This window comes from Peribacillus sp. P4_D6, from assembly GCF_056401795.1.
Genome location: NZ_JBFUIQ010000030.1, coordinates 19,219 through 39,154, shown reverse-complemented (window position 1 = coordinate 39,154; position 19,936 = coordinate 19,219). Strand labels below are relative to the sequence as shown.

Sequence of the window (19,936 nt, the reverse complement as noted above, 5' to 3'; positions counted from 1 at the left end):
GGAACGATATGAAGCAGGTCATTACGAAGAAAAACAAAATTGTGACCTTGGAAGAAGCGCTGGAGCTTATTTCCGATGGATGCACACTCATGTATGGCGGATTTGGAGGGGTGGGAACTCCTCCTACGCTCGTACAGGGTATCCTTGCCAAGGGCGTCAAGGAATTGACGTTGATTGGCAATGATACTGGATTTCCTGACATCGGCATAGGCCGGCTTGTGACTGCTGAAAGGGCAAAGAAAGTGATCGCCTCGCATATCGGATCCAATCCTAATGCCGGCAAGCTCATGACTGAAGGAAAGCTGCAAGTCGAATTTTCACCGCAAGGGACATTGGCCGAACGGATTCGTGCCGGCGGTGTAGGCTTAGGCGGGATTTTTGTCGATGTCGGGATTGGTACGATAGCCGAAGAAGGCAAGGACAAGATTGTGATAGAAGGAAAAGAATATTTGGTGGAAACCGCTTTGACGGCTGAGGTCAGCATCGTCCATGCCAAAAAGGCCGATTCACTTGGGAATTTAGTGTACGACAAGACTGCATGTAATTTCAATCCGCTGGTAGCGATGGCAGGGGCCTTCACGATTGCGGAAGTGGAGGAAATCGTTCCTGCAGGCGAATTGGATCCGGAATGTATTGCCACACCAGGCATTTATGTAGATATGGTGATTCCGACAAAAGGGGTGAATTGGAAATGGGCATGGCAGTAGATGTTCGAAATCGCATCGCGAAACGCGCCGCCAAGGAAATCCATGACGGATTGATCGTCAACTTAGGCATCGGCATCCCTACCTTGGTGGCCGACCATATTCCTCAAGATATCCATGTGCTGTTCCATGCGGAAAATGGGGTTCTCGGTACAGGTCCAAGTCCTGATCCCGGAAAAGAAGATCCTGCCCTCTGTAATGCGGGAGGTTTCCCAATCACCACTGTAATGGGAGCTTCTTACTTTGACAGTGCAACGGCATTTGGGATGATCAGGAAAGGATACATCGACATCACCATCCTTGGGGCCCTGGAAGTCAGTGAAAAAGGGGATTTGGCGAATTGGATCGTCCCAGGAAAGCGGGTGCCGGGTATGGGCGGGGCAATGGAGCTTGCCCAGAAAGCCAAAAAGGTGATCGTACTGATGAATCACGTGAATAAGCAGGGTGAATCTAAGATCTTGAAGACTTGTACGCTGCCATTGACGGCTAGAAAGAGTGTGGATTTAATCATTACGGATATGGCKGTCATGGAAGTTACTGAAGAGGGATTGGTGCTAAAGGAAGTCATGGCGCCATATACAGTGGATGATGTGCTAAGGAATACGGAGGCAACGTTGAAAATCCATGCTGCTGTCAACACCATTGAATAGGTAAGAGGAGGAAAAAAGCATGAATGAGGTTGTCATCGTTGCTGGAGCGCGAACTGCAGTTGGATCCTTTGGAAAATCACTCAGGAATGTTAAAGCCACCGAATTGGGCCGTCAAGTATTGGAAGGTTTAATGGATAATTCCGGTTTGGGTAAAGAAAAGGTAAATGAAGTGATTTTCGGACATGGCTATGTCCACGGAGGCGGACTTAACTCGGCCAGAATTTCGTCGCAGATGGCATGTTTCCCCCACAGTGTCCCAGGGCACGTTGTAATCAAAGCATGTGGATCAGGTTTAAAGGCCATTACCAACGCCGCTTTAACTATCGCTGCTGGTCAAGAAGACGTAATCATTGCCGGCGGAGTGGAGAGCATGAGCAATGTGCCATATATCGTGAAAAATAGATGGGGCGGTAAATTTGGAAACGTAACGATGGAGGATGCTCTGCTGGCAGATGGATTAATATGTTCCTTGGAAAATGATCATATGGGAATCACTGCCGAGCGCTTGGCTGAAAAATATGGTATCAGTCGTGAAGAACAGGATCAATTTGCTTATCAAAGCCACAAGAAGGCTTGGAAAGCTATAGAAGAGGGTCGCTTTAATAGAGAAATCATTTCACTTAAAATCAAGGATCGAAAAGGTCTTCAAATCTTCAGCCATGACGAAGGGGTACGCGAGGACATTCATCTAGATCAACTAGCCAGTCTTCCAGCAGTATTCAAAAATGAAGGGACCATTACGGCAGGAAATGCCTGTCCTATGAATGATGGGGCGGCAGCTGTACTTTTAATGTCCAAGCAGCAAGCAGAAGAAAAGGGATTAAAACCGCTCTTGAAAATAAAGGCTTTCGCCAGTGCAGGAGTTGAACCTGGAGTTATGGGGATTGGACCAGTACCCGCTACTCGAAAGGCATTGGAAAAAGCAGGTCTATCTTTACGGGATATCGGACTGATTGAACTTAATGAAGCCTTTGCTGCCCAAGCACTTGCAGTGATCAAGGAGTTAGATTTGAATCCGGATATTGTCAATGTCAATGGGGGGGCAATTGCACTTGGTCACCCTGTAGGAGCAACAGGTGCAAAATTGACAGTCACACTGATGCATGAAATGTTGCGTTCACAAGTTAAGTACGGAATGGTAACGTTGTGTATGGCAGGAGGAATGGGACTTTCAGTAATCTATGAGAATATGTGTAATTAAGGAGGATAAACGTGCCGGATATACAAAAACGGATAAACCAATGGATCAAGGATCATCGGGAAGAAGGAACGAACCTATTGCAAAAAATGGTACAAGCCCCGAGTACACAAGGAAATGAAGCGGGGGCACAGGCCATCGTCGCCCAAAAGCTGAAGGAAATGGGTTTGCAGATTGATAGTTGGGAACCAGACGGCAGCGAGCTGAAAAAGCATTCTTATTTCTATTCACCGCGCAGTGAATTTTCCAACAGCCCCAATGTGGTGGGTATCATGAAAGGGACTGGAGGCGGACGTTCCATCATCTTGAACGGACACATCGATGTGGTTCCGGACGGAGACCGAGATCAGTGGGACGACGACCCATATAGCGGAGCGATTAAGAATGGAAGGATGTTTGGACGCGGCGTAACCGATATGAAGGGTGGAAATGTTTCGCTGATCCTGGCGATGCAGGCTTTGAAGGAAAATGGCATCCAATTAAAAGGAGATGTCATTTTTCAAAGTGTGATTGAAGAAGAAAGCGGCGGTGCCGGAACATTAGCGGCTGTCCTGAGAGGATATAAAGCCGATGCCGCCCTGATCCCTGAACCGACGAATATGAGGATCTTCCCGAAACAGCAGGGTTCGATGTGGTTCCGAATCCAAGTTAAAGGACGGTCAGCCCATGGCGGAACGAGGTATGAAGGCGTTAGTGCGATTGAAAAAAGCATGACCGTCATCAATCATATTCGTGCATTGGAAGAAAAGCGAAATGCACGTATCAGTGATCCGCTTTATCAGAACACGCCCATTCCGATTCCAATCAATCTAGGCGTCATTGAAGGCGGTAATTGGCCGTCATCCGTTCCCGACCTTGTGAAAGTCGAAGGAAGGATGGGTGTTGCGCCGGAGGAAACGATGGAGCAGGCGAAAGACGAAATGGCGACCTGGTTGCTGCAACTCGGGGAAGCGGACCAATGGTTCAAGGAAAACCCGCCCGTATTGGAATGGTTCGGGGCACGCTGGGTTCCAGGGGCAATTGATGTAGAGCATGAACTGATGAATGCACTTGTTCATCAATATCGGCAGGTTGCCGGACAGGACCCGGTCATTGAAGCCTCCCCTTGGGGAACGGACGGGGGATTGCTGACACATGTCGGTGAAACGCCAGCAATCGTTTTCGGACCGGGAGTAACCGAGGTTGCCCACTATCCAAATGAATACATCCTGCTCGACAACGTGTTCTCCACAGCCGAAATCATTGCGCTCACTCTAATTCAATGGTGTGGAATGGAGACTGAGCAGGATGGGGTCACCCAATCCGGGAAGAGAGAGACTATACCGGGAAATGGCAATTGAACTGGATGGCATCCCAGCAAGTGAAGCGAACGATTAAGTCTTTCACAAAGCGGTTGTTAATAAACTCTTTTATTCTTGAACTTTTAACTTTAAAAGAAAATGAGGTAGGAACCTTATGGACATGAATCTCATTGATAATGAAGAACCGACAGTTAAAAGGAATCCCATTGATAATCAAGAACCGACAGTTAAAAGGCAACTGAAAGCAAGACATATGACCATGATTGCCATTGGCGGTTCAATAGGAACCGGATTATTCCTGGCGAGCGGGGCAACCATCCAGAGCGCAGGGCCCGGCGGTGCCCTCGCTGCCTATGCCTGCATTGGGATCATGGTTTATTTCCTGATGACGAGCTTAGGGGAAATGGCGACATATATGCCTGTGTCGGGATCCTTTTCCACCTATGCCACACGCTTTGTTGATCCCGCATTCGGTTTTGCACTTGGCTGGAATTACTGGTTTAACTGGGCAGTCACCCTTGCCGTGGAAATAGCTGCAGCAGCCATCATCATGAAATTCTGGCTCCCTGATGTACCCAGCCTGATTTGGAGTGCCTTATTTCTTGGAATCGTCTTCACCCTCAACGCCMTATCCATTAAAAGCTATGGTGAATCTGAATATTGGTTTGCACTAATAAAAGTCATTGCCATCATTTGCTTCATCATTATTGGTTTATTGACCATATTGGGGATTTTTGGCGGAAAGGTGATCGGATTTGAAAACTTCACCATGGATGAGGCACCATTCAAGGGAGGATTTTTATCGATCATCTCAATCTTTCTAATCGCGGGATTTTCTTTTCAAGGCACAGAACTGGTTGGTATTGCTGCCGGGGAAAGTGAAGAACCCGAAAAAAATGTTCCGAATGCAATCCGCCAAGTATTTTGGCGCATCCTATTATTTTACATCGGTGCGATCCTGATACTTGGTCTCTTAATACCGTATACGAGTCCAAGCTTGTTGAACGGAAATGTCGAAAACATTTCTGTAAGCCCTTTCACGCTTGTCTTTGAACGGGCAGGGCTGGCATTCGCGGCATCCGTCATGAATGCGGTCGTGTTAACTTCCTTACTGTCCGCCGGAAACTCGGGGCTATATGCATCAACGCGGATGTTATGGTCGATGGCAAAAGATCATCAAGCTCCCAAATTCCTGGCCAAAGTCAACCGCAGGGGGATCCCGATGAATGCCTTGATCATGACATCCATAATTGGGGGATTCGCCTTCTTGACCTCCATTTTCGGGGACCATGTATTTACATGGCTATTGAATGCATCCGGGCTGACTGGCTTCATCGCCTGGATTGGAATCGCCATAAGCCATTATCGCTTTAGACGAGCCTATGTTGCACAGGGTGGTGACCTGAACGAACTCAAATATAAAGCAAAATGGTTTCCATTCGGTCCGATTCTTTCATTCACCCTGTGCATACTCGTCATAGCAGGACAGAACTATGGAGCATTCCTAAGCGGCAGCATCGACTGGTATGGAGTCGCCGTCTCCTATATTGGATTACCGATATTCCTGGGAGTCTGGCTAGGATACAAGATTTATCACAAGACCAAATTAATAGCATTAAAAGATTGTCAATTCGATAAATCAGATGTGGCTTGATACCAATGGAAAAAACCTGAGCTCCCCTTTGGGGACTTAGGTTTTTTTATGAAGATTTGTATCGAAATCGAGTTATATCTGCGAAAATCGGAATATATCTGCGAAAAACGGAATATATCAACGAAAATCCAGTTATATCTGCGAAACGGCAATTATCTCATCTCAAATGATTTTTTTATAGCTGAATAATTGGGGAAGTGGTGCAATATTATTCTATGTACGATTATACTGTGGATGAAAGGAAACTGATGATGAAAGAGGCGTTTCGCGGTTCTGGAATTGGAGTCATTTTCATGGCGGTCTTCGGAACACTGTGGGCGGGTACCGGTGTAATGGGATTGCAGGGGTGGGGGTTTCCCTATGTGGAACTCGCAGCCATATTCGTGGGAATCATCATGGTTATCGTTGGCATTTCATTAATACATGCTTCACAAAAAATGTCCAATCAAGTTTCAGATGATGGGGCAAGACGTCTTAAGCGTATCGGATTTTTGTTTAATATGGTCTTCATTGCCGAAGGTTTGCTGATTGGGATTGCCATTGCCATCTGTAACTTGATCAATCAGACGGATCTTATACCGGGAGTCATCGCCATTATTGTAGGGATTCATTTTTTACCATTGGCGTCACTTTTCCAAATCAAGGTTTATTATGCAACAGGTATGCTTCTCTGTTTATTGGCGCTTATTACATGGCTGATTGTGCCAGACACCGTCATGGTTGGGGAGCACCAAATCCTTGCACCGTTATCATTGCTCGGCTTTGGATGCGCGCTAATACTCTGGACCACTGGACTTACGCTATGGCTTGGAATAAAGAATTCAAGCCGAACGATAACCGATGAAGAATGAATCAATGAAAAAACCCGTCATGGTGAACGGGTTTTTTCATTTAATTTTTCATCCAGGTCAAGAGCCTGACAATTTGAAAGGGTTCATTCCAAACGAGTATAAAACTTAAAAGAAAGAATACAGCCACAGCCAGAAATTTCGACTTTCCTTTTTCATTTTTATACATGGCGCCGAAACTGCATAACATACCAATAACTAACGCACCGAATCCCGAAATCATTAGCAGTTCGGAGGCTGTTGGTAAGGCAAGGGAACAGCAAAATGATAGTGTACCAATCATTGCAAATAGAATTGACCAATTGCTTAAACGTTTCATAGAGACTCCTTTTTTACTAATTATACCAATTCGGTGCTTGCAATGAAATTAATAAATTTGAGGTTGTCACTTATGGGAATATATTGTAATATATATAACAATATAAAAATCCATTTCATTTTAGAAGCATTGATAAGGACATGAATCATTTTTACGGTCTTCAGAGAGGGAAGAGAAGCTGCGAACTTCCTGGCTTAGGAAAATGTTTTACCGCCTTTGAGCYATATCGGTGAACAAGAGTAACTGATATCGTCTAAGCTGCGTTACAAGCTCCAGAGCCATGAGTATTTCTTGCTTATGGGAAATTGGGTGGAATCACGGGTATAAACGCACTCGTCCCTTACTTAGGGATGGGTGCGTTTTTTTATATATAAAAATATTGCCATGATAAGGACATGAATCATTTTTACGGTCTTCAGAGAGGGAAGGGTTAGCTGCGAACTTCCTGGCTTAGGAAATTGATTTACCGCCTTTGAGCTATATCGGTGAACAAAAGTAACTGATATCGTCTAAGCTGCGTTACAAGCTCCAGAGCCATGAGTGTTTCTTGCTTATGGGAAATTGGGTGGAACCACGGGTAAACGCACTCGTCCCTTATATAGGGATGAGTGCGTTTTTTTATATATAAAAATATTGCCATGATAAGGACATGAATCATTTTTACGGCCTGCAGAGAGGGAAGGGCAGCTGCGAACTTCCTGGCTTAGGAAACTGATTTACCGCCTTTGAGCTATATCGGTGAACAAGAGTAACTGATATCGTCTAAGCTGCGTTACAAGCTCCAGAGCCATGAGTGTTTCTTGCTTATGGGAAATTGGGTGGAACCACGGGTAAACGCACTCGTCCCTTGCATAGGGATGAGTGCGTTTTTTTATTACTTAAAAAGGGGTGTTTATGTGATGGGTGAAAAAATGATTAAAGTTCAATTCCCGGATGGGCAGCAAAAGGAGTATCCGCAAGGGATCACAGTGGAAAGTGTGGCAGGCTCAATCAGCCCAAGTTTAAGGAAAAAGGCAGTAGCTGGAAAACTGGATAAGCAATTGGTTGATCTAAGTCATAAGCTTAATAAGGATGGCGAACTGTCGATCTTGACTCTCGATTCGGTTGAAGGATTACAAGTATTGCGACATACATCGGCGCATGTTTTGGCACAGGCTGTGAAAAGAATTTACGAAAATGTGGAATTAGGGATGGGACCAGTCGTGGAAGACGGTTTTTACTATGATTTTAAGTTAGACCACTCTTTGAGCTCAGAAGATCTGCAAGCCATTGAAAAAGAGATGGAACATATCATAAGTGAAAATCTGGAAATTAAAAGGATAGAAGTGACTTATGAAGAAGCTGTGAAGTTATTCAAGGGGAGAGGGGAGTCATTCAAGTTGGATATAGCAAAGAACATACCCAATGGTGAAAAATTAACGCTCTATCAACAGGGGGAATTCATCGATCTTTGCAGAGGGCCGCACCTTCCATCCACATCATTTGTAAAATCATTCAAATTGACTCGTGTATCTGGTGTATATTGGCGAGGAGACAATCAAAATGAAGTTCTCCAAAGGGTGTATGGCGTGGCTTTTCGAAAGAACAAGGATTTACAGGATCATTTTAAATTCCTGGAAGAAGCGGCCAAACGCGACCACCGTAAATTAGGGAAGCAGTTGGAGTTATTCATGTTTTCGGAGGAAGCCCCTGGAATGCCATTTTATTTACCGAAAGGACAAATCGTTAGAAATGAATTGGAGAAGTTCTCGCGCGAGCTTCAGACTGAAGCTGATTATGACGAAGTTCGGACTCCTTTGATGATGAACCAGCGGTTATGGGAACAATCGGGCCATTGGGATCATTATCACGAGAATATGTACTTCACTGAGGTGGATCAAACAAAATTCGCGATGAAGCCAATGAACTGTCCGGGTCATATGCTTATTTTCAAAAACAGTCTTTATTCTTACAGGGATTTACCCATCCGGATGGCCGAATTCGGTCAAGTCCACCGTCATGAATATAGCGGTGCATTGAACGGGATGCTGCGTGTCCGTACATTTTGTCAGGATGATGCCCACATCTATGTACGGCAGGATCAAATCGAAAGTGAAATTAAACAAGTGTTTCATCTGATCGATAAGGTGTATCGCACTTTCGGATTCGAGTATTCCGTGGAGCTCTCGACTCGTCCTGAGGATTCAATGGGCGATGATTCCCTTTGGGAAGCTTCTGAAACAGCCCTGAAAAATGTTCTGGAAAGCATCGGGATACAATATCAAGTAAATGAAGGAGACGGGGCATTTTATGGACCGAAAATTGATTTTCATATTAAAGATGCATTAAAACGAAGCCACCAATGTGCAACAATCCAACTTGATTTTCAAATGCCCGACAAATTTGATTTGACTTACATCGATGAAAATAATGAAAAAGTCCGTCCGGTCGTCATTCATCGTGCCATCTTTGGATCGATCGATCGATTTTTTGGAATCCTCATAGAACATTTTGCCGGTGCTTTTCCGGTATGGCTCGCCCCGGTGCAAGTACAGATCATCCCAGTCTCACAAGTTCATCTGGATTATTGTTTACAGGTTCAAAATGCACTGAAGAATCAAGGCATAAGAGTGAAGATCGATGATCGGAATGAAAAGCTGGGGTATAAAGTCAGGGAAGCGCAGATGGGGAAAATCCCATATATGCTGGTCCTTGGAGATAAAGAAGAGAAAGAAAATGAAGTAAATGTCCGGAAATACGGGGAACAAGAATTTGAAAATGTCACAATAGAAACGTTCATCAAGAAAATGGTCCAGCAAATAAAAGAACGCAGCATCTAACAAGAAAGCAGCTTAAATTGGAACTCACGAGTAAATGGCCGAAATTCACGAGTAAAAGCGAGAAACTCACGAGTAAAAGGCCGAAATTCACGAGTAAAAGCCCGAATCTCACGAGTAAACGGAATAAAAAAGACAGCCGAATAAATCGGCTGTTTCTTTTTATCTACAAATCCATACCCAGCCAACACCAGGAATGAACTGCTGAAAACAGTTACCCCCAGGGCCGCCATGCCCGCTGCCAGGGCAGGTTAATCCTAAGTAGTGTAATCAAACTATATCTAGAAATCCTCCCTTTGTGTTTACCCTTTCAGGCTATGAACAATGAGGGATAAGTGTCCGACATGGACAAAGAAGGATAATAAAATAGGCGGCCTATTTTATATAAAAGCAAGAAATTTATTCGAATTCCCGAGTAATTGCTCAACTTCTTATGTAAATAAAACCTTTGCTGCCTGGATGGCAAAGTATATGCCGATCCCTATAAGGGATATCCCCGAAATGATCGAGATGCCCATTAGAATGGGTTTGGATAAAAAGCGTCTGAAGGTGCTGGCGATGATGGCCATTACGAAATCCCAGATTAAGAGGCCGATAAGGATTCCTGAGCTGTATAAAAGTAAATGATCCATATCATATTTTGAAGCGGAGTTTGCGAGAATGGATCCGTAAATCCCCAGCCAAAACAAAATGGATAAAGGATTCGAAAGGGACATGATGAATCCTGTCAGGAATGAAGAAAAAAGGGAATCTTTCGCTTTTCGTGCATTCACTTCAATTTTACCTGCACTTAGCAGACTTTCGATTCCGGTATAGGTCAGGACGAAAAATCCAAAAAGCCATAAAAATGTCTTCATGAAGGAGTTGTCCAAAAAGTGGACGACACCGAAAAAGACGAGGGCTATAAAAACAAAATCCGCTAAAATGGCACCCCAGCCAAAAATCCAGGCATGCCAAAAACCCTTCTTGATTCCTTTGTCCAATTGAGCAGCGTTTATGGGACCGATAGGAGCCGCCAGTGATAAACCTAATAATACATAGCTGAAAAAAACACCCAATTCATCACCTCATTGTTTAATACATTTTCGCTTATTTGAATGTATTCAAACAATTGGACTTGTACCACCTTTTTAGTCCTTTTTGAGTGGACATGGTGAATCAGTCCGGTTTGCGCTTACCTAGTTGTGACAATTTTAAAAAAGAGAAGAATATTTTTCTTTTATGAAGACGAAAGCGGGAAACCCATTCTTAAACAGAATAGTTTTTTTGTTTTAAAGGGAATAGGGGTAATTTTGGGAGAAGCGCAACTGAATAAATGTTTCTGCACTATAACATAATAATTTAAGACATCTAATATATGATGGCAAAACAAATTGGTTTCACAAATGGTTACCTTTTATGCAATAAGTTGCTTTTATAATGGATGAGGAGTGTAAGTATGGAAGGTCATGAGAAGCAAAATAAAGATGTAAGCGTGTGGTGCTTGATTAGTATGGCATCGATTCCATTGGTTATGACACTTGGAAATTCAATGCTTATCCCGGTTTTGCCCATTTTCGAGGAAAAGGTGGGGATATCTTCATTTCAATCAAGTATGGTGATAACAAGCTATTCCGTTGCATCCATCTTTTTAATTCCCATTGCTGGTTATTTATCAGATCGATTCGGAAGGAAAATGGTCATTCTGCCAAGCTTGATCCTAGCCCTTATCGGTGGTTTGATAGCTGGTTATGCGTCATGGAAAATGGAAAATCCCTATACATGGATTATCATTGGGAGGGTATTGCAAGGGATTGGGGCGTCTGGTGCCTCACCAATCATTTTGCCTCTGGTGGGGGATTTATACAAAGATGATGATGAAAAAACGAGTTCTTGTTTGGGAATCATAGAAACCTCGAATACGTTTGGGAAAGTGCTTAGTCCAATATTGGGTTCCCTGTTTGCTGCATTTATCTGGTTTTTACCATTCTTCTCGATTTCATTCTTCAGTTTAATATCTATTGTTTTGGTCTTTTTCTTTATAAAGGTACCAAAGGAGAAGGATGAGCCGAAGAAATTCAAAGATTTCTGGCATGATACGAAAAAAATATTCAAGAAGGAAGGAAAATGGTTATATACGGTTTTCCTCATTGGTGTCTTTGTCATGTTGGTTTTGTTCGGTGTTCTTTTCTTTTTGTCTGATAATCTGGAAAAAATCCATGATTTGCATGGAATCAAAAAAGGTTTAGTGATAGCGATCCCGCTATTTTTTCTTTGCGTATCTTCTTATGTTGCAGGGAAAAAAATCAAGGGGGAATTACCAATCATGAAAAAGATCATCATGATCAGTTTAGCTGTCCTTTCAATCAGCCTTGTATTTGTCGGTTTTACTAAAAACAGGGTCGTCCTTCTATTGGTAATAACAAGCTTGGTGGGCATAGCAATTGGTGCTTTATTGCCGACACTCGACGCAATCATCACTCAAAATATAGAAAAGGAACAGCGGGGGACGATAACCTCCTTCTACATGTCATCAAGGTTCATCGGCGTTGCGGCAGGCCCTCCGGTCATGTCCCTTGTCATGAAAAATCATATCAATATGACCTATATCATTTCTGGGATCATCGGTATAGGCATCGTATTGATTGTTATGAAATTCATTAGTTCGGACAAAAAAGAAGCTGCTGCCTAATCGCTTCAATACATCTCCAAAAAGCCGGGATTTCCCACGGATTTTTTTGTGTGAATTGGGAAATTTTTTTGGCATGTGGTTATAGGGAGAGGGGTGTCACATAAAATGTACAAGTCATGAACTAGCTCGAAGGAGTGATGCTTTTTGAGTGTACATTTACTGCTAAGTTACTTTTTCTTAGGACTTACCCTTGCAGCACCGATCGGCCCGGTGAACTCCGCTCGTATCGATAAAGGAATCAAGAACGGGTTTTGGCACGCCTGGATCGTTGGGGCAGGGTCGATGATCGCAGATGCCTTGTTCATGATTTTAGTATATGTAGGAATGGTACGATTTTTAGAAATCCCGATCGTCCAGATATTTCTTTGGCTTTTTGGCGGATTTGTGCTTATTTATTCCGGGGTGGAAAGTGTATTGCGGGTTAATACGATATTATTAAATGAATACAGGAATAGAGATTCATTAATTTCCTGTTTTTTGACCGGGTTCATCATGTCCGTGACCAGTCCATTATCCATTTTATTTTGGTTGGGGATTTATGGATCTGTTTTAGCTAAAACAGCTTCAAGTTATGGGACATCCCAACTTTTCATTTATAGCGGGATGATCTTTCTTGGTCTTACCTGCTGGGATTTTTTTGTAGCGGCATTAACGAATGGATTTCGCAGGTTCTTAAATGAAAAAAGCTTAATGGCCATTTCGATCATCTCTGGATTATCATTGGTCGGTTTTGGGGTTTATTTTGCTTACCAAGGAATTGATGCCATCCTATCATAAAGCAGAATGCATTAGATTATTACATAAGGTATTTGAAAACTTCTTCCTTGCATAATTCATTGTGGATTATCAACACTATGAATGTTGGAAGGGGGTAATGTTATGACAACAAAAGCCAATTGCAGTTCAGCGAAAGGAAAGGCTGTCCAAGATTCCAATGCTTCGGGTGAACAACAGGGCGACATGAAATGGTGGCAGCTTTCATTGGTCGGCGTAGGCTGTACGATCGGGACAGGGTATTTCCTCGGATCGACCATAGGGATTAAAACGACTGGGCCTTCCATTGTATTTTCATTTGTATTGGCTGCACTGGGTACCTATATCGTTTATAATCTGCTTGCCAAGATGACGGCGGCCGATCCTCAAGAAGGTTCTTTTTGTTATTATGCCAATAWAGCATTTGGACGATGGGCGGGCTTTAGCTGTGGCTGGAATTATTGGTCCTCCAATATATTGATCATGGGAAGCCAGCTTACTGCGCTTTCGCTATTATCTCAATTTTGGTTCCCGAAAGTGCCGCTTTGGCTATTTGCATCCGGTTTTGCCATTGTTTCAATCGTGGTGGTATTGCTTGGAACAAAAGGGTTCGACAGGGTGGAAAACATCCTTGCTGTAATTAAGACAGCAGCAATCGTAATGTTTATCATCATTGCAATATGTGCCGTTTGCGGCTGGTTCGGTCTTGCTGGAGCAAAACCGCCATCATTTCCGAATACGTTCAATGAATTATTCCCAAAAGGGTTAAAGGGGTTTTGGACATCCCTTATCTATGCCTTTTATGCGTTTGGCGGCATTGAGGTCATTGGATTGATGGCGATGCAGCTTAAAAAGAAAGAAGATGCACCAAAGGCAGGGACGATCATGCTCTTGGTCCTTACCATTATATATGTGGTTTCATTGGGATTAGCCGTAACCATGATTTCGTTAGGGGCATTCAGTGAAAAAGAAAGCCCATTCGTTACGGCATTGGACAGTTACCACCTGACATTTTTCCCGCACGTTTTTAATGGTGCGATCATCATTGCCGGTTTCTCGACGATGACCGCTTCACTATTCGGTGTAACCAATTTATTGGTAACGCTATCCAATGATGGGAATGCACCCGCATTATTCATGCAAAAGATCAAGAAATTCAAAGATCTTCCGCTGCCGTCACTGGGGCTTGGAGCCTTAGGTCTTTTAGGATCAATCATCACTGCCTTGCTCCTGCCAGGAAAGATTTATGAATACATTACAACATCTGCCGGTATATTGCTTTTGTATAACTGGGCATTCATCATTCTTTCTTCATTCAAAATCTTGGAAAATAAGATGTGGAGTAAGATTACGGCGGTTTTCGGACTGCTTTTAATTTTAGCGGCCGTAAGTGGAACACTGCTTGAAAAAGAGATACGTCCAGGGTTTTTCATCAGCCTTTTATTCATTGTGATCATCGGTCTTGCAGCCCTTTTCATGAAGTTCAAGGTATGGAATAAGAACAAGGCAATGGCCGCAAAAGCGAGTAAATCAGGACTCGATTAAAAAAGGAACTCGACTAATTCAAAGTCGAGTTCCTTTCAATTTGGCGCTAAATTTCAATGATTATTGGAAGGATCATTGGTTTTTTCTTAGTTTGATTAAAGAGATATTGCCCCAGTTCCTTCTTAATGGTTTGTTTAATGATGTTCCACCGGTATATTTTTTCACTTTGTAAGTCGTTGACCGTTTTCGTGACAATACGATTTACATTTTTAAGGAGGTCCTCGGAATTTTGAACATATACAAATCCACGGGAAATGGTATCGGGTCCTGAGACTATTTTTCTTTCTGTCTTGCTTAGTGTTATGACGATGACGAGCATTCCATCTTCGGAAAGCTGTTTGCGGTCCCGCAGAACGATTTCTCCAACATCCCCGACGCCAACACCGTCGACAAAGGTATTGCCGGCAGCCACCTTTCTTGTTTGACGGGCAACGGAGTTTTCAATATCCACCACATCACCATTATTGATGATGAAAGTGTGGTCCTTCTCCACCCCGACAGACTCAGCTAACAATCGATGCTGGTGCAGCATCCGATACTCACCGTGAATCGGGATGAAATACTTAGGTTTCATCAGGGTAAGCATGAGCTTTAACTCTTCCTGATAAGCATGTCCGGATACATGCATGCCCGTTACAGTCCCAGAACCGTAAATGACCTTGGCACCTAGTTGAAACAGGTTGTCGATGATACGTGAAACATCCCGTTCATTTCCGGGTATTGGTGTGGAGGCAAGAATCACTGTGTCATCAGGCAATATGCTCATATCCCGATAATTCGAACTGGAAAGGCGGGAAAGGGCGGCAAACGGCTCTCCTTGACTTCCTGTACATAAAACCGCGACCCTTTCAGGGGCATAACTATCGACTTCTTGTGGTTGGATAAGCATCCCATCAGGAACCTCGAGATAGCCGCGTTCAATGGCAACGGTTACGACGTTCACCATGCTTCGTCCAATCAGGGCTAGTTTCCGGTTTGTCTTTTGTGCAGCGTTCACAACTTGTTGAACACGATTGACATTTGAAGCGAATGTCGAAAGGATGACTTTCTGTTTTGCCTGCATGAAGGCCTCTTCAATATGGCTGCCAACCAGATGCTCCGAGGGACTGGAGCCGGGACGCTCTGCGTTCGTGCTTTCCGATAGTAGAACGAGGACACCTTCACTCCCGATTTTGGCCATTTTATGAATATCGGGATACTGATCATTCATCGGAGTCAAGTCAAACTTGAAGTCCCCTGTATGAACGACCGTGCCTTCCGGCGTATGCATGGTGACTCCGAGGCAATCGGGAATACTATGATTCGTTTTGAAAAAGTCCAGAACCATTTCCCCGAATTCCAGCTTTGAATCCGAATCGATCTGGATTAATTCCGTATCACCCAAAAGGTTATGTTCTTTTAACTTCAATTCAATCAAACCAAGTGTTAAACGTGTGGCATAAATGGGCACATTCAATTTTTTCAAGAAATAAGGGATACCGCCGATATGATCTTCATGCCCATGTGTCACAATCAAAGCGCGGATCTTCTCCTTATTCTCCTGAAGAAAGGAAATATCAGGAATGATCAAATCGACTCCTAATAAACTTTCATCAGGAAACTTTGCACCACAATCAATAATGACGATATCGTTGGAATATTGAATCACATACATGTTTTTACCGATTTCATTCACTCCGCCCAGAGCCAATATGGACAAAGCATTCTCTTTCACACTCAAGTAGATGGACCTCCCTTTATTATGATAAGGATAGTGTTTCCTTAGGTTGCTTTTATAAAACTAACTCTTTTTTTAAATCAGGCTAATTCAAAAAGCCATAAAAAAAACACCTGCCGCTTTCGGTAGGTGCGTATCTTCAATCTTCATCGGCTCAAGCAAGAATGGATGCTTTCTTCAAAAGTCTCCAATGCTTGGATCTGTGAAGCATATCCAGTTTTCAGAGTGGCCAGCAGACTTTCTATCAGAAATTCTCGCGGTTTGTCTGACTGCATCAGCTCATCTTGGATGAAATCGACCAATTCAATGGCTCTTCTTCGATCTTCATCGCAAGGAATAGCTTTGTTTATCGCTTTTTTCAATTCCGTGGTGGAATGAAGCAAATCATTATGGCAAGCATCAAGCTGGTTTGTGAATTCGGGAAACCACGTATCCATTAATTCCGGGTCAATGATCTGTTCCCCGCTTTCAGCCACTTCATTGACTAAATGGACAATGCGATTCATGCAATAGCGGATAATTTGTATGTCCGGTGTACCGGCGGGATTAGCACGGTAACTAAAATGATTCATGTGGGTCATCATCGAATGAAAGATAATGACGCTATCTAAAAGATAGGGTTTTTTACTTTCACCGAAGATATCGATAAAACGGTTATACATCCAGCGTAAGCTCAACAATAGCGTCTTATTGATGAATTGCTTTAATTCTTCATCATTGGAAACACGGACTTCTTCGATCAAGATAAGCAATTTGCTTTGCTTGTTCACCATCAATTGCAGTTCGAGCTGCCGGATGAAAATTTCAATATCGGCGGAATCTTGACCAATCAATAGTTTTTCCCGTTCATGGCGAATCTTTGTATAAAAGGAGCGGAAAATAGCTATAAATAATTCACCCTTCGAAGGGAAATAATTATAAAATGTACCTTTTGATATACCGCTGCCGTCTAAAATGTCCTGAATGGACGTCGCCTGGTAGCCTTTGTCAATAAACAGCTTATGAGCCGTATCGATGACATTCTGCCTTCGATTGTTCATTATATCACCTGATTTTCATTATACTGCTTGTATAAAATTAATCGTACTCTATTTTTCATCACAGCACAAACCCTTATTTAAACCAGTAAATTTTTATTGCAAAAAATGAACTAGGGGTATATTATTGATTTTGTGAGTTTTTAATATACCGCTCGTCTAATTAAATGAACCAATAGTTTGAATGGAGGAATAGATAAAAAGTGAGTACTGCACAAATAAATGAGAAAAAAGGTTCGTATGGCATTTTGGCCATACTGATGGTCGGTGCGTTCATAGCGATACTGAATTCAACCCTTTTAAATATTGCACTGCCATCAATCCAAATAGACCTGGGAATCGAGACTTCCACAGTCCAATGGCTGACAACAGGCTACATGCTCGTGAACGGAATCATGATTCCGACAACTGCCTTCTTAATAAAAAAATATTCGGTGCGTAATCTGTTCCTGACAGCCATGCTCCTATTCTCAATCGGGACGATCGTGGCAGGTGTAGCGCATGTATTCCCGCTATTATTGAGCGCACGTATGGTTCAGGCTGCAGGTTCGGCAATCATGATGCCATTATTAATGAACGTACTTTTAACTTCTTTCCCTGTTGAAAAACGGGGCTCGGCAATGGGACTATTCGGTTTGGTCATGATGTTTGCCCCTGCAATCGGGCCGACGCTTTCAGGCTGGATCATCGAACATTATGATTGGAGAATGCTATTCCATTTCATTACTCCGCTAGCTTTACTAGTGCTTATTTTCGGCTTCTTTAAACTTAAAGACCACAAGGAAAAAGTCGATATCTCAATTGATAAAATATCGGTCATCCTTTCAAGCTTAGGCTTCGGCGGTTTGCTTTACGGATTCAGTTCGGCAGGCAGCAAGGGGTGGGATAGCCTTGAGGTATACGGAACACTGATTGTCGGTGCCATCTCCCTGATCCTTTTCATAACACGCCAGCTTAAAATGGAAACACCAATGCTTGAGTTCAATATCTTCAAGCACCCGATGTTCGCTTTATCCGCAACGATCTCAATCGTACTGAACATGGCGATGTTCTCGGGGATGATCTTAATTCCGATGTACACACAAACAGTACGTGGCATTTCACCATTCGATTCTGGATTATTGATGCTTCCAGGTGCGTTATTAATGGCCCTCATGTCACCGGTCACCGGTAAGCTTTTCGATAAGTTCGGTGCCCGCATCCTTGCTTCAATCGGTTTGCTTATCACCGTGGTAACTACGTATTTGCTAAGTAAATTATCAATGGAAACCACGTATACACAAATTGTAATCCTGTTTTCCGTTCGTTCCTTCGGGATGTCAATGTCCATGATGCCGATCATGACAAATGGTTTGAACGCGTTGCCAGCCCGCATGAACCCGCACGGTACAGCCATGAATAACACACTGAACCAAATTTCCGGTGCGATCGGTACGGCATTGCTCGTTACGGTCATGTCTAACCGTGCAGCTTCTACTGCCGAAGATTTAATGACGAAAGCGATGAGCAAATTAACGAGCCAGCCCACCGCTGAGATGATGGGCCAAATGAAAGCCCAAATCGGGATGCAGGCAATGCTGGATGGAATTAACTTCTCCTTCTTTGTATCTACCTTCATTGCCGGTGTGGCGCTGATTCTGGCATTATTCATTAAGCGTGCTTGGCCGGCTGAAGAAAAACCAGCTGTGAAAAAAGATCAAACCGCTTAAATGAAACAATAAAAGGCCCTATGCCACCTGAATCGTTCAGGCAGCATGGGGCTTTTTCTATTCTGCTTTTCACGTTAAGGCCCGTAACGGAATGTAATTCAGGCTGCTGCGGAATGAAGCCAAAGGATGAATAAATGGATGAAGGCAGGAATAGAAGGTGTGAAGGCAGAAATGAACAGATGCAGGATGAATAAATGGGTGAAGGCATAAACGTATAATTTACTTATAGTCAACATAGTATTTTAGAGGTTTTTTTAAAAATAGATCGGGGTTCAAAATGGCGAATCCGATCCTGGGAGTGAACGGAGATGGAAATTCGGGTTAATCAAATTGAGTTGAATGGACTCACGTTTCAATATCGGGAGTGCGGGGATGTTTCTGCTCCACCGCTTGTTGTTCTTCATGCACTGGGAAAAAGTTCGGAATCATGGGATGAAGCGGCTGCCGCATTAGGAGAAAGTTATCGTGTTTTAGCTTTAGATCAACGGGGCCACGGTGGGAGTGCGAGAACGAATACATATACTTTTGAATCGATGCGTGATGATTTGCTTCTTTTTGCAGATGCGCTTGATTTGGGAAGGTTTTCGCTAATGGGGCATTCCATGGGGGGGACGGTTTCCTATCTTTTCTCGCAAACCTTTCCTTCGAGGATAGAAAGGTTGATTGTCGAAGATACGCCGCCTCCTTTCTCGGATAAACCAATGGAGGTTCCTTCCAGGCCTTCTGTCCCACTGCCGTTTGATTGGCAGGTAGTGCCTTCGGTTCTACAGCAGCTTAATGAACCCGATCCCGAATGGTGGGAACGCCTCACCGATATTATGATGCCGACGCTTGTTATAGGGGGTGGGGCCAGCCATATTCCCCAAAACAAATTGCAGGAGGTTTCCGAGCTTATCCCGAATTGCGAATTGGTGACGATAGAGGATGCCGGACACTTTGTCCATGAAGATGATTTATCAGCTTTCTTGTCTGTTGTAAAAAGGTTTCTTTCCAAAGGGCAGGCGCTTTAATACG

General features: G+C 43.4%; 17 protein-coding genes and 3 other annotated features. Of the genes, 12 read left to right on the top strand and 5 right to left on the bottom strand.

Translation table 11 applies throughout. The annotated features are described in order from the left end of the window. The first annotated feature begins 8 nt into the window (after positions 1-8). The 6 genes from AC1DVB_RS11980 to AC1DVB_RS11955 all read left to right on the top strand — a co-directional run bounded on the left by AC1DVB_RS11980 (position 9) and on the right by AC1DVB_RS11955 (position 6,358). The gene (locus AC1DVB_RS11980) at positions 9-707 is read left to right on the top strand and encodes a CoA transferase subunit A (RefSeq protein WP_057276910.1); all 699 of its coding nucleotides are present in this window, start codon (positions 9-11) and stop codon (positions 705-707) included. Next, positions 692-1,354 carry a 3-oxoacid CoA-transferase subunit B gene (locus AC1DVB_RS11975; RefSeq protein WP_057276909.1) on the top strand — a complete coding sequence of 221 codons (663 nt, stop codon included), beginning with the start codon at positions 692-694 and terminating at the stop codon, positions 1,352-1,354. Before AC1DVB_RS11980 ends, AC1DVB_RS11975 begins: the two co-directional genes overlap by 16 nt. Positions 1,355-1,373: 19 nt before the next feature. After that, positions 1,374-2,555, top strand: coding sequence for a thiolase family protein (locus AC1DVB_RS11970; protein ID WP_057276908.1), 1,182 nt, complete (start codon positions 1,374-1,376; stop codon positions 2,553-2,555). A gap of 11 nt (positions 2,556-2,566) precedes the next feature. Continuing rightward, complete coding sequence (locus AC1DVB_RS11965; protein ID WP_328118212.1) at positions 2,567-3,892, top strand: peptidase; 1,326 nt, start codon at positions 2,567-2,569, stop codon at positions 3,890-3,892. A gap of 121 nt (positions 3,893-4,013) precedes the next feature. Continuing rightward, positions 4,014-5,507 (top strand): amino acid permease, encoded by a 1,494-nt coding sequence (locus AC1DVB_RS11960; RefSeq protein ID WP_477589403.1) that lies wholly within the window; start codon positions 4,014-4,016, stop codon positions 5,505-5,507. Between the two features lie 215 nt (positions 5,508-5,722). Continuing rightward, on the top strand, positions 5,723-6,358 hold the full coding sequence (locus AC1DVB_RS11955) for a DUF7010 family protein (RefSeq protein ID WP_328118210.1): 636 nt from the start codon (positions 5,723-5,725) through the stop codon (positions 6,356-6,358). Between the two features lie 40 nt (positions 6,359-6,398). Here AC1DVB_RS11955 and AC1DVB_RS11950 read toward each other — a convergent pair whose 3' ends face one another. Then, positions 6,399-6,674 (bottom strand): hypothetical protein, encoded by a 276-nt coding sequence (locus AC1DVB_RS11950; RefSeq protein ID WP_057276906.1) that lies wholly within the window; start codon positions 6,672-6,674, stop codon positions 6,399-6,401. Positions 6,675-6,794: 120 nt separating this feature from the next. Further along, positions 6,795-7,018, top strand: a binding site (T-box leader). A 31-nt stretch (positions 7,019-7,049) separates the two neighbouring features. Further along, positions 7,050-7,272, top strand: a binding site (T-box leader). A gap of 31 nt (positions 7,273-7,303) precedes the next feature. Next, positions 7,304-7,525: a binding site (T-box leader), on the top strand. 60 nt (positions 7,526-7,585) lie between these two features. Here AC1DVB_RS11950 and thrS point away from each other — a divergent pair. Continuing rightward, entirely contained in the window at positions 7,586-9,493 is a 1,908-nt protein-coding gene (gene thrS, locus AC1DVB_RS11945; RefSeq protein ID WP_477589401.1) for a threonine--tRNA ligase, read from the top strand. Here the strand turns inward: thrS and AC1DVB_RS11940 are convergent. Together AC1DVB_RS11940 and AC1DVB_RS11935 are read right to left on the bottom strand one after the other, a co-directional pair. After that, the gene (locus tag AC1DVB_RS11940; protein ID WP_477589388.1) at positions 9,490-9,723 is read right to left on the bottom strand and encodes a hypothetical protein; all 234 of its coding nucleotides are present in this window, start codon (positions 9,721-9,723) and stop codon (positions 9,490-9,492) included. The two genes, thrS and AC1DVB_RS11940, sit on opposite strands and share 4 nt — an antisense overlap. 198 nt (positions 9,724-9,921) lie before the next feature. Beyond that, entirely contained in the window at positions 9,922-10,548 is a 627-nt protein-coding gene (locus AC1DVB_RS11935; RefSeq protein WP_230135864.1) for a LysE family transporter, read from the bottom strand. Positions 10,549-10,928: 380 nt separating this feature from the next. Here AC1DVB_RS11935 and AC1DVB_RS11930 point away from each other — a divergent pair, with 380 nt between their 5' ends. From AC1DVB_RS11930 to AC1DVB_RS11920, 3 genes are all read left to right on the top strand, one after another. Beyond that, positions 10,929-12,161 (top strand): MFS transporter, encoded by a 1,233-nt coding sequence (locus AC1DVB_RS11930; protein ID WP_034309678.1) that lies wholly within the window; start codon positions 10,929-10,931, stop codon positions 12,159-12,161. 144 nt (positions 12,162-12,305) lie between these two features. After that, complete coding sequence (locus AC1DVB_RS11925) at positions 12,306-12,938, top strand: LysE family transporter (protein ID WP_057276902.1); 633 nt, start codon at positions 12,306-12,308, stop codon at positions 12,936-12,938. 102 nt (positions 12,939-13,040) lie between these two features. After that, positions 13,041-14,459, top strand: a complete 1,419-nt coding sequence (locus tag AC1DVB_RS11920; protein WP_477589386.1) for an amino acid permease — start codon at positions 13,041-13,043, stop codon at positions 14,457-14,459. Positions 14,460-14,505: 46 nt separating this feature from the next. Here AC1DVB_RS11920 and AC1DVB_RS11915 read toward each other — a convergent pair whose 3' ends face one another. Both AC1DVB_RS11915 and AC1DVB_RS11910 read right to left on the bottom strand, forming a co-directional pair. Continuing rightward, positions 14,506-16,179: a ribonuclease J gene (locus tag AC1DVB_RS11915; protein ID WP_106026133.1), complete on the bottom strand. Its 1,674-nt coding sequence runs from the start codon at positions 16,177-16,179 to the stop codon at positions 14,506-14,508. Positions 16,180-16,322: 143 nt separating this feature from the next. Then, complete coding sequence (locus tag AC1DVB_RS11910) at positions 16,323-17,216, bottom strand: TetR/AcrR family transcriptional regulator (protein WP_230135039.1); 894 nt, start codon at positions 17,214-17,216, stop codon at positions 16,323-16,325. A gap of 257 nt (positions 17,217-17,473) precedes the next feature. On the opposite strand from AC1DVB_RS11910, the gene AC1DVB_RS11905 reads away from it, so the two are divergent. Next, positions 17,474-18,922 carry a DHA2 family efflux MFS transporter permease subunit gene (locus AC1DVB_RS11905; protein WP_328097929.1) on the top strand — a complete coding sequence of 483 codons (1,449 nt, stop codon included), beginning with the start codon at positions 17,474-17,476 and terminating at the stop codon, positions 18,920-18,922. Between the two features lie 308 nt (positions 18,923-19,230). Next, positions 19,231-19,932 (top strand): alpha/beta fold hydrolase, encoded by a 702-nt coding sequence (locus tag AC1DVB_RS11900; RefSeq protein WP_095679122.1) that lies wholly within the window; start codon positions 19,231-19,233, stop codon positions 19,930-19,932. Positions 19,933-19,936 lie beyond the last annotated feature (4 nt).

Bases quoted from the DNA above. Each gene is read 5' to 3' on its own strand.
- AC1DVB_RS11980 (WP_057276910.1), top strand. From the start codon at position 9: ATGAAGCAGGTCATTACGAAGAAAAACAAAATTGTGACCTTGGAAGAA.
- AC1DVB_RS11970 (WP_057276908.1), top strand. From the start codon at position 1,374: ATGAATGAGGTTGTCATCGTTGCTGGAGCGCGAACTGCAGTTGGATCC.
- AC1DVB_RS11955 (WP_328118210.1), top strand. From the start codon at position 5,723: ATGTACGATTATACTGTGGATGAAAGGAAACTGATGATGAAAGAGGCG.
- AC1DVB_RS11950 (WP_057276906.1), bottom strand. From the start codon at position 6,674: ATGAAACGTTTAAGCAATTGGTCAATTCTATTTGCAATGATTGGTACA.
- thrS (WP_477589401.1), top strand. From the start codon at position 7,586: ATGATTAAAGTTCAATTCCCGGATGGGCAGCAAAAGGAGTATCCGCAA.
- AC1DVB_RS11940 (WP_477589388.1), bottom strand. From the start codon at position 9,723: ATGGCGGCCCTGGGGGTAACTGTTTTCAGCAGTTCATTCCTGGTGTTG.
- AC1DVB_RS11930 (WP_034309678.1), top strand. From the start codon at position 10,929: ATGGAAGGTCATGAGAAGCAAAATAAAGATGTAAGCGTGTGGTGCTTG.
- AC1DVB_RS11910 (WP_230135039.1), bottom strand. From the start codon at position 17,216: ATGAACAATCGAAGGCAGAATGTCATCGATACGGCTCATAAGCTGTTT.
- AC1DVB_RS11905 (WP_328097929.1), top strand. From the start codon at position 17,474: ATGGTCGGTGCGTTCATAGCGATACTGAATTCAACCCTTTTAAATATT.
- AC1DVB_RS11900 (WP_095679122.1), top strand. From the start codon at position 19,231: ATGGAAATTCGGGTTAATCAAATTGAGTTGAATGGACTCACGTTTCAA.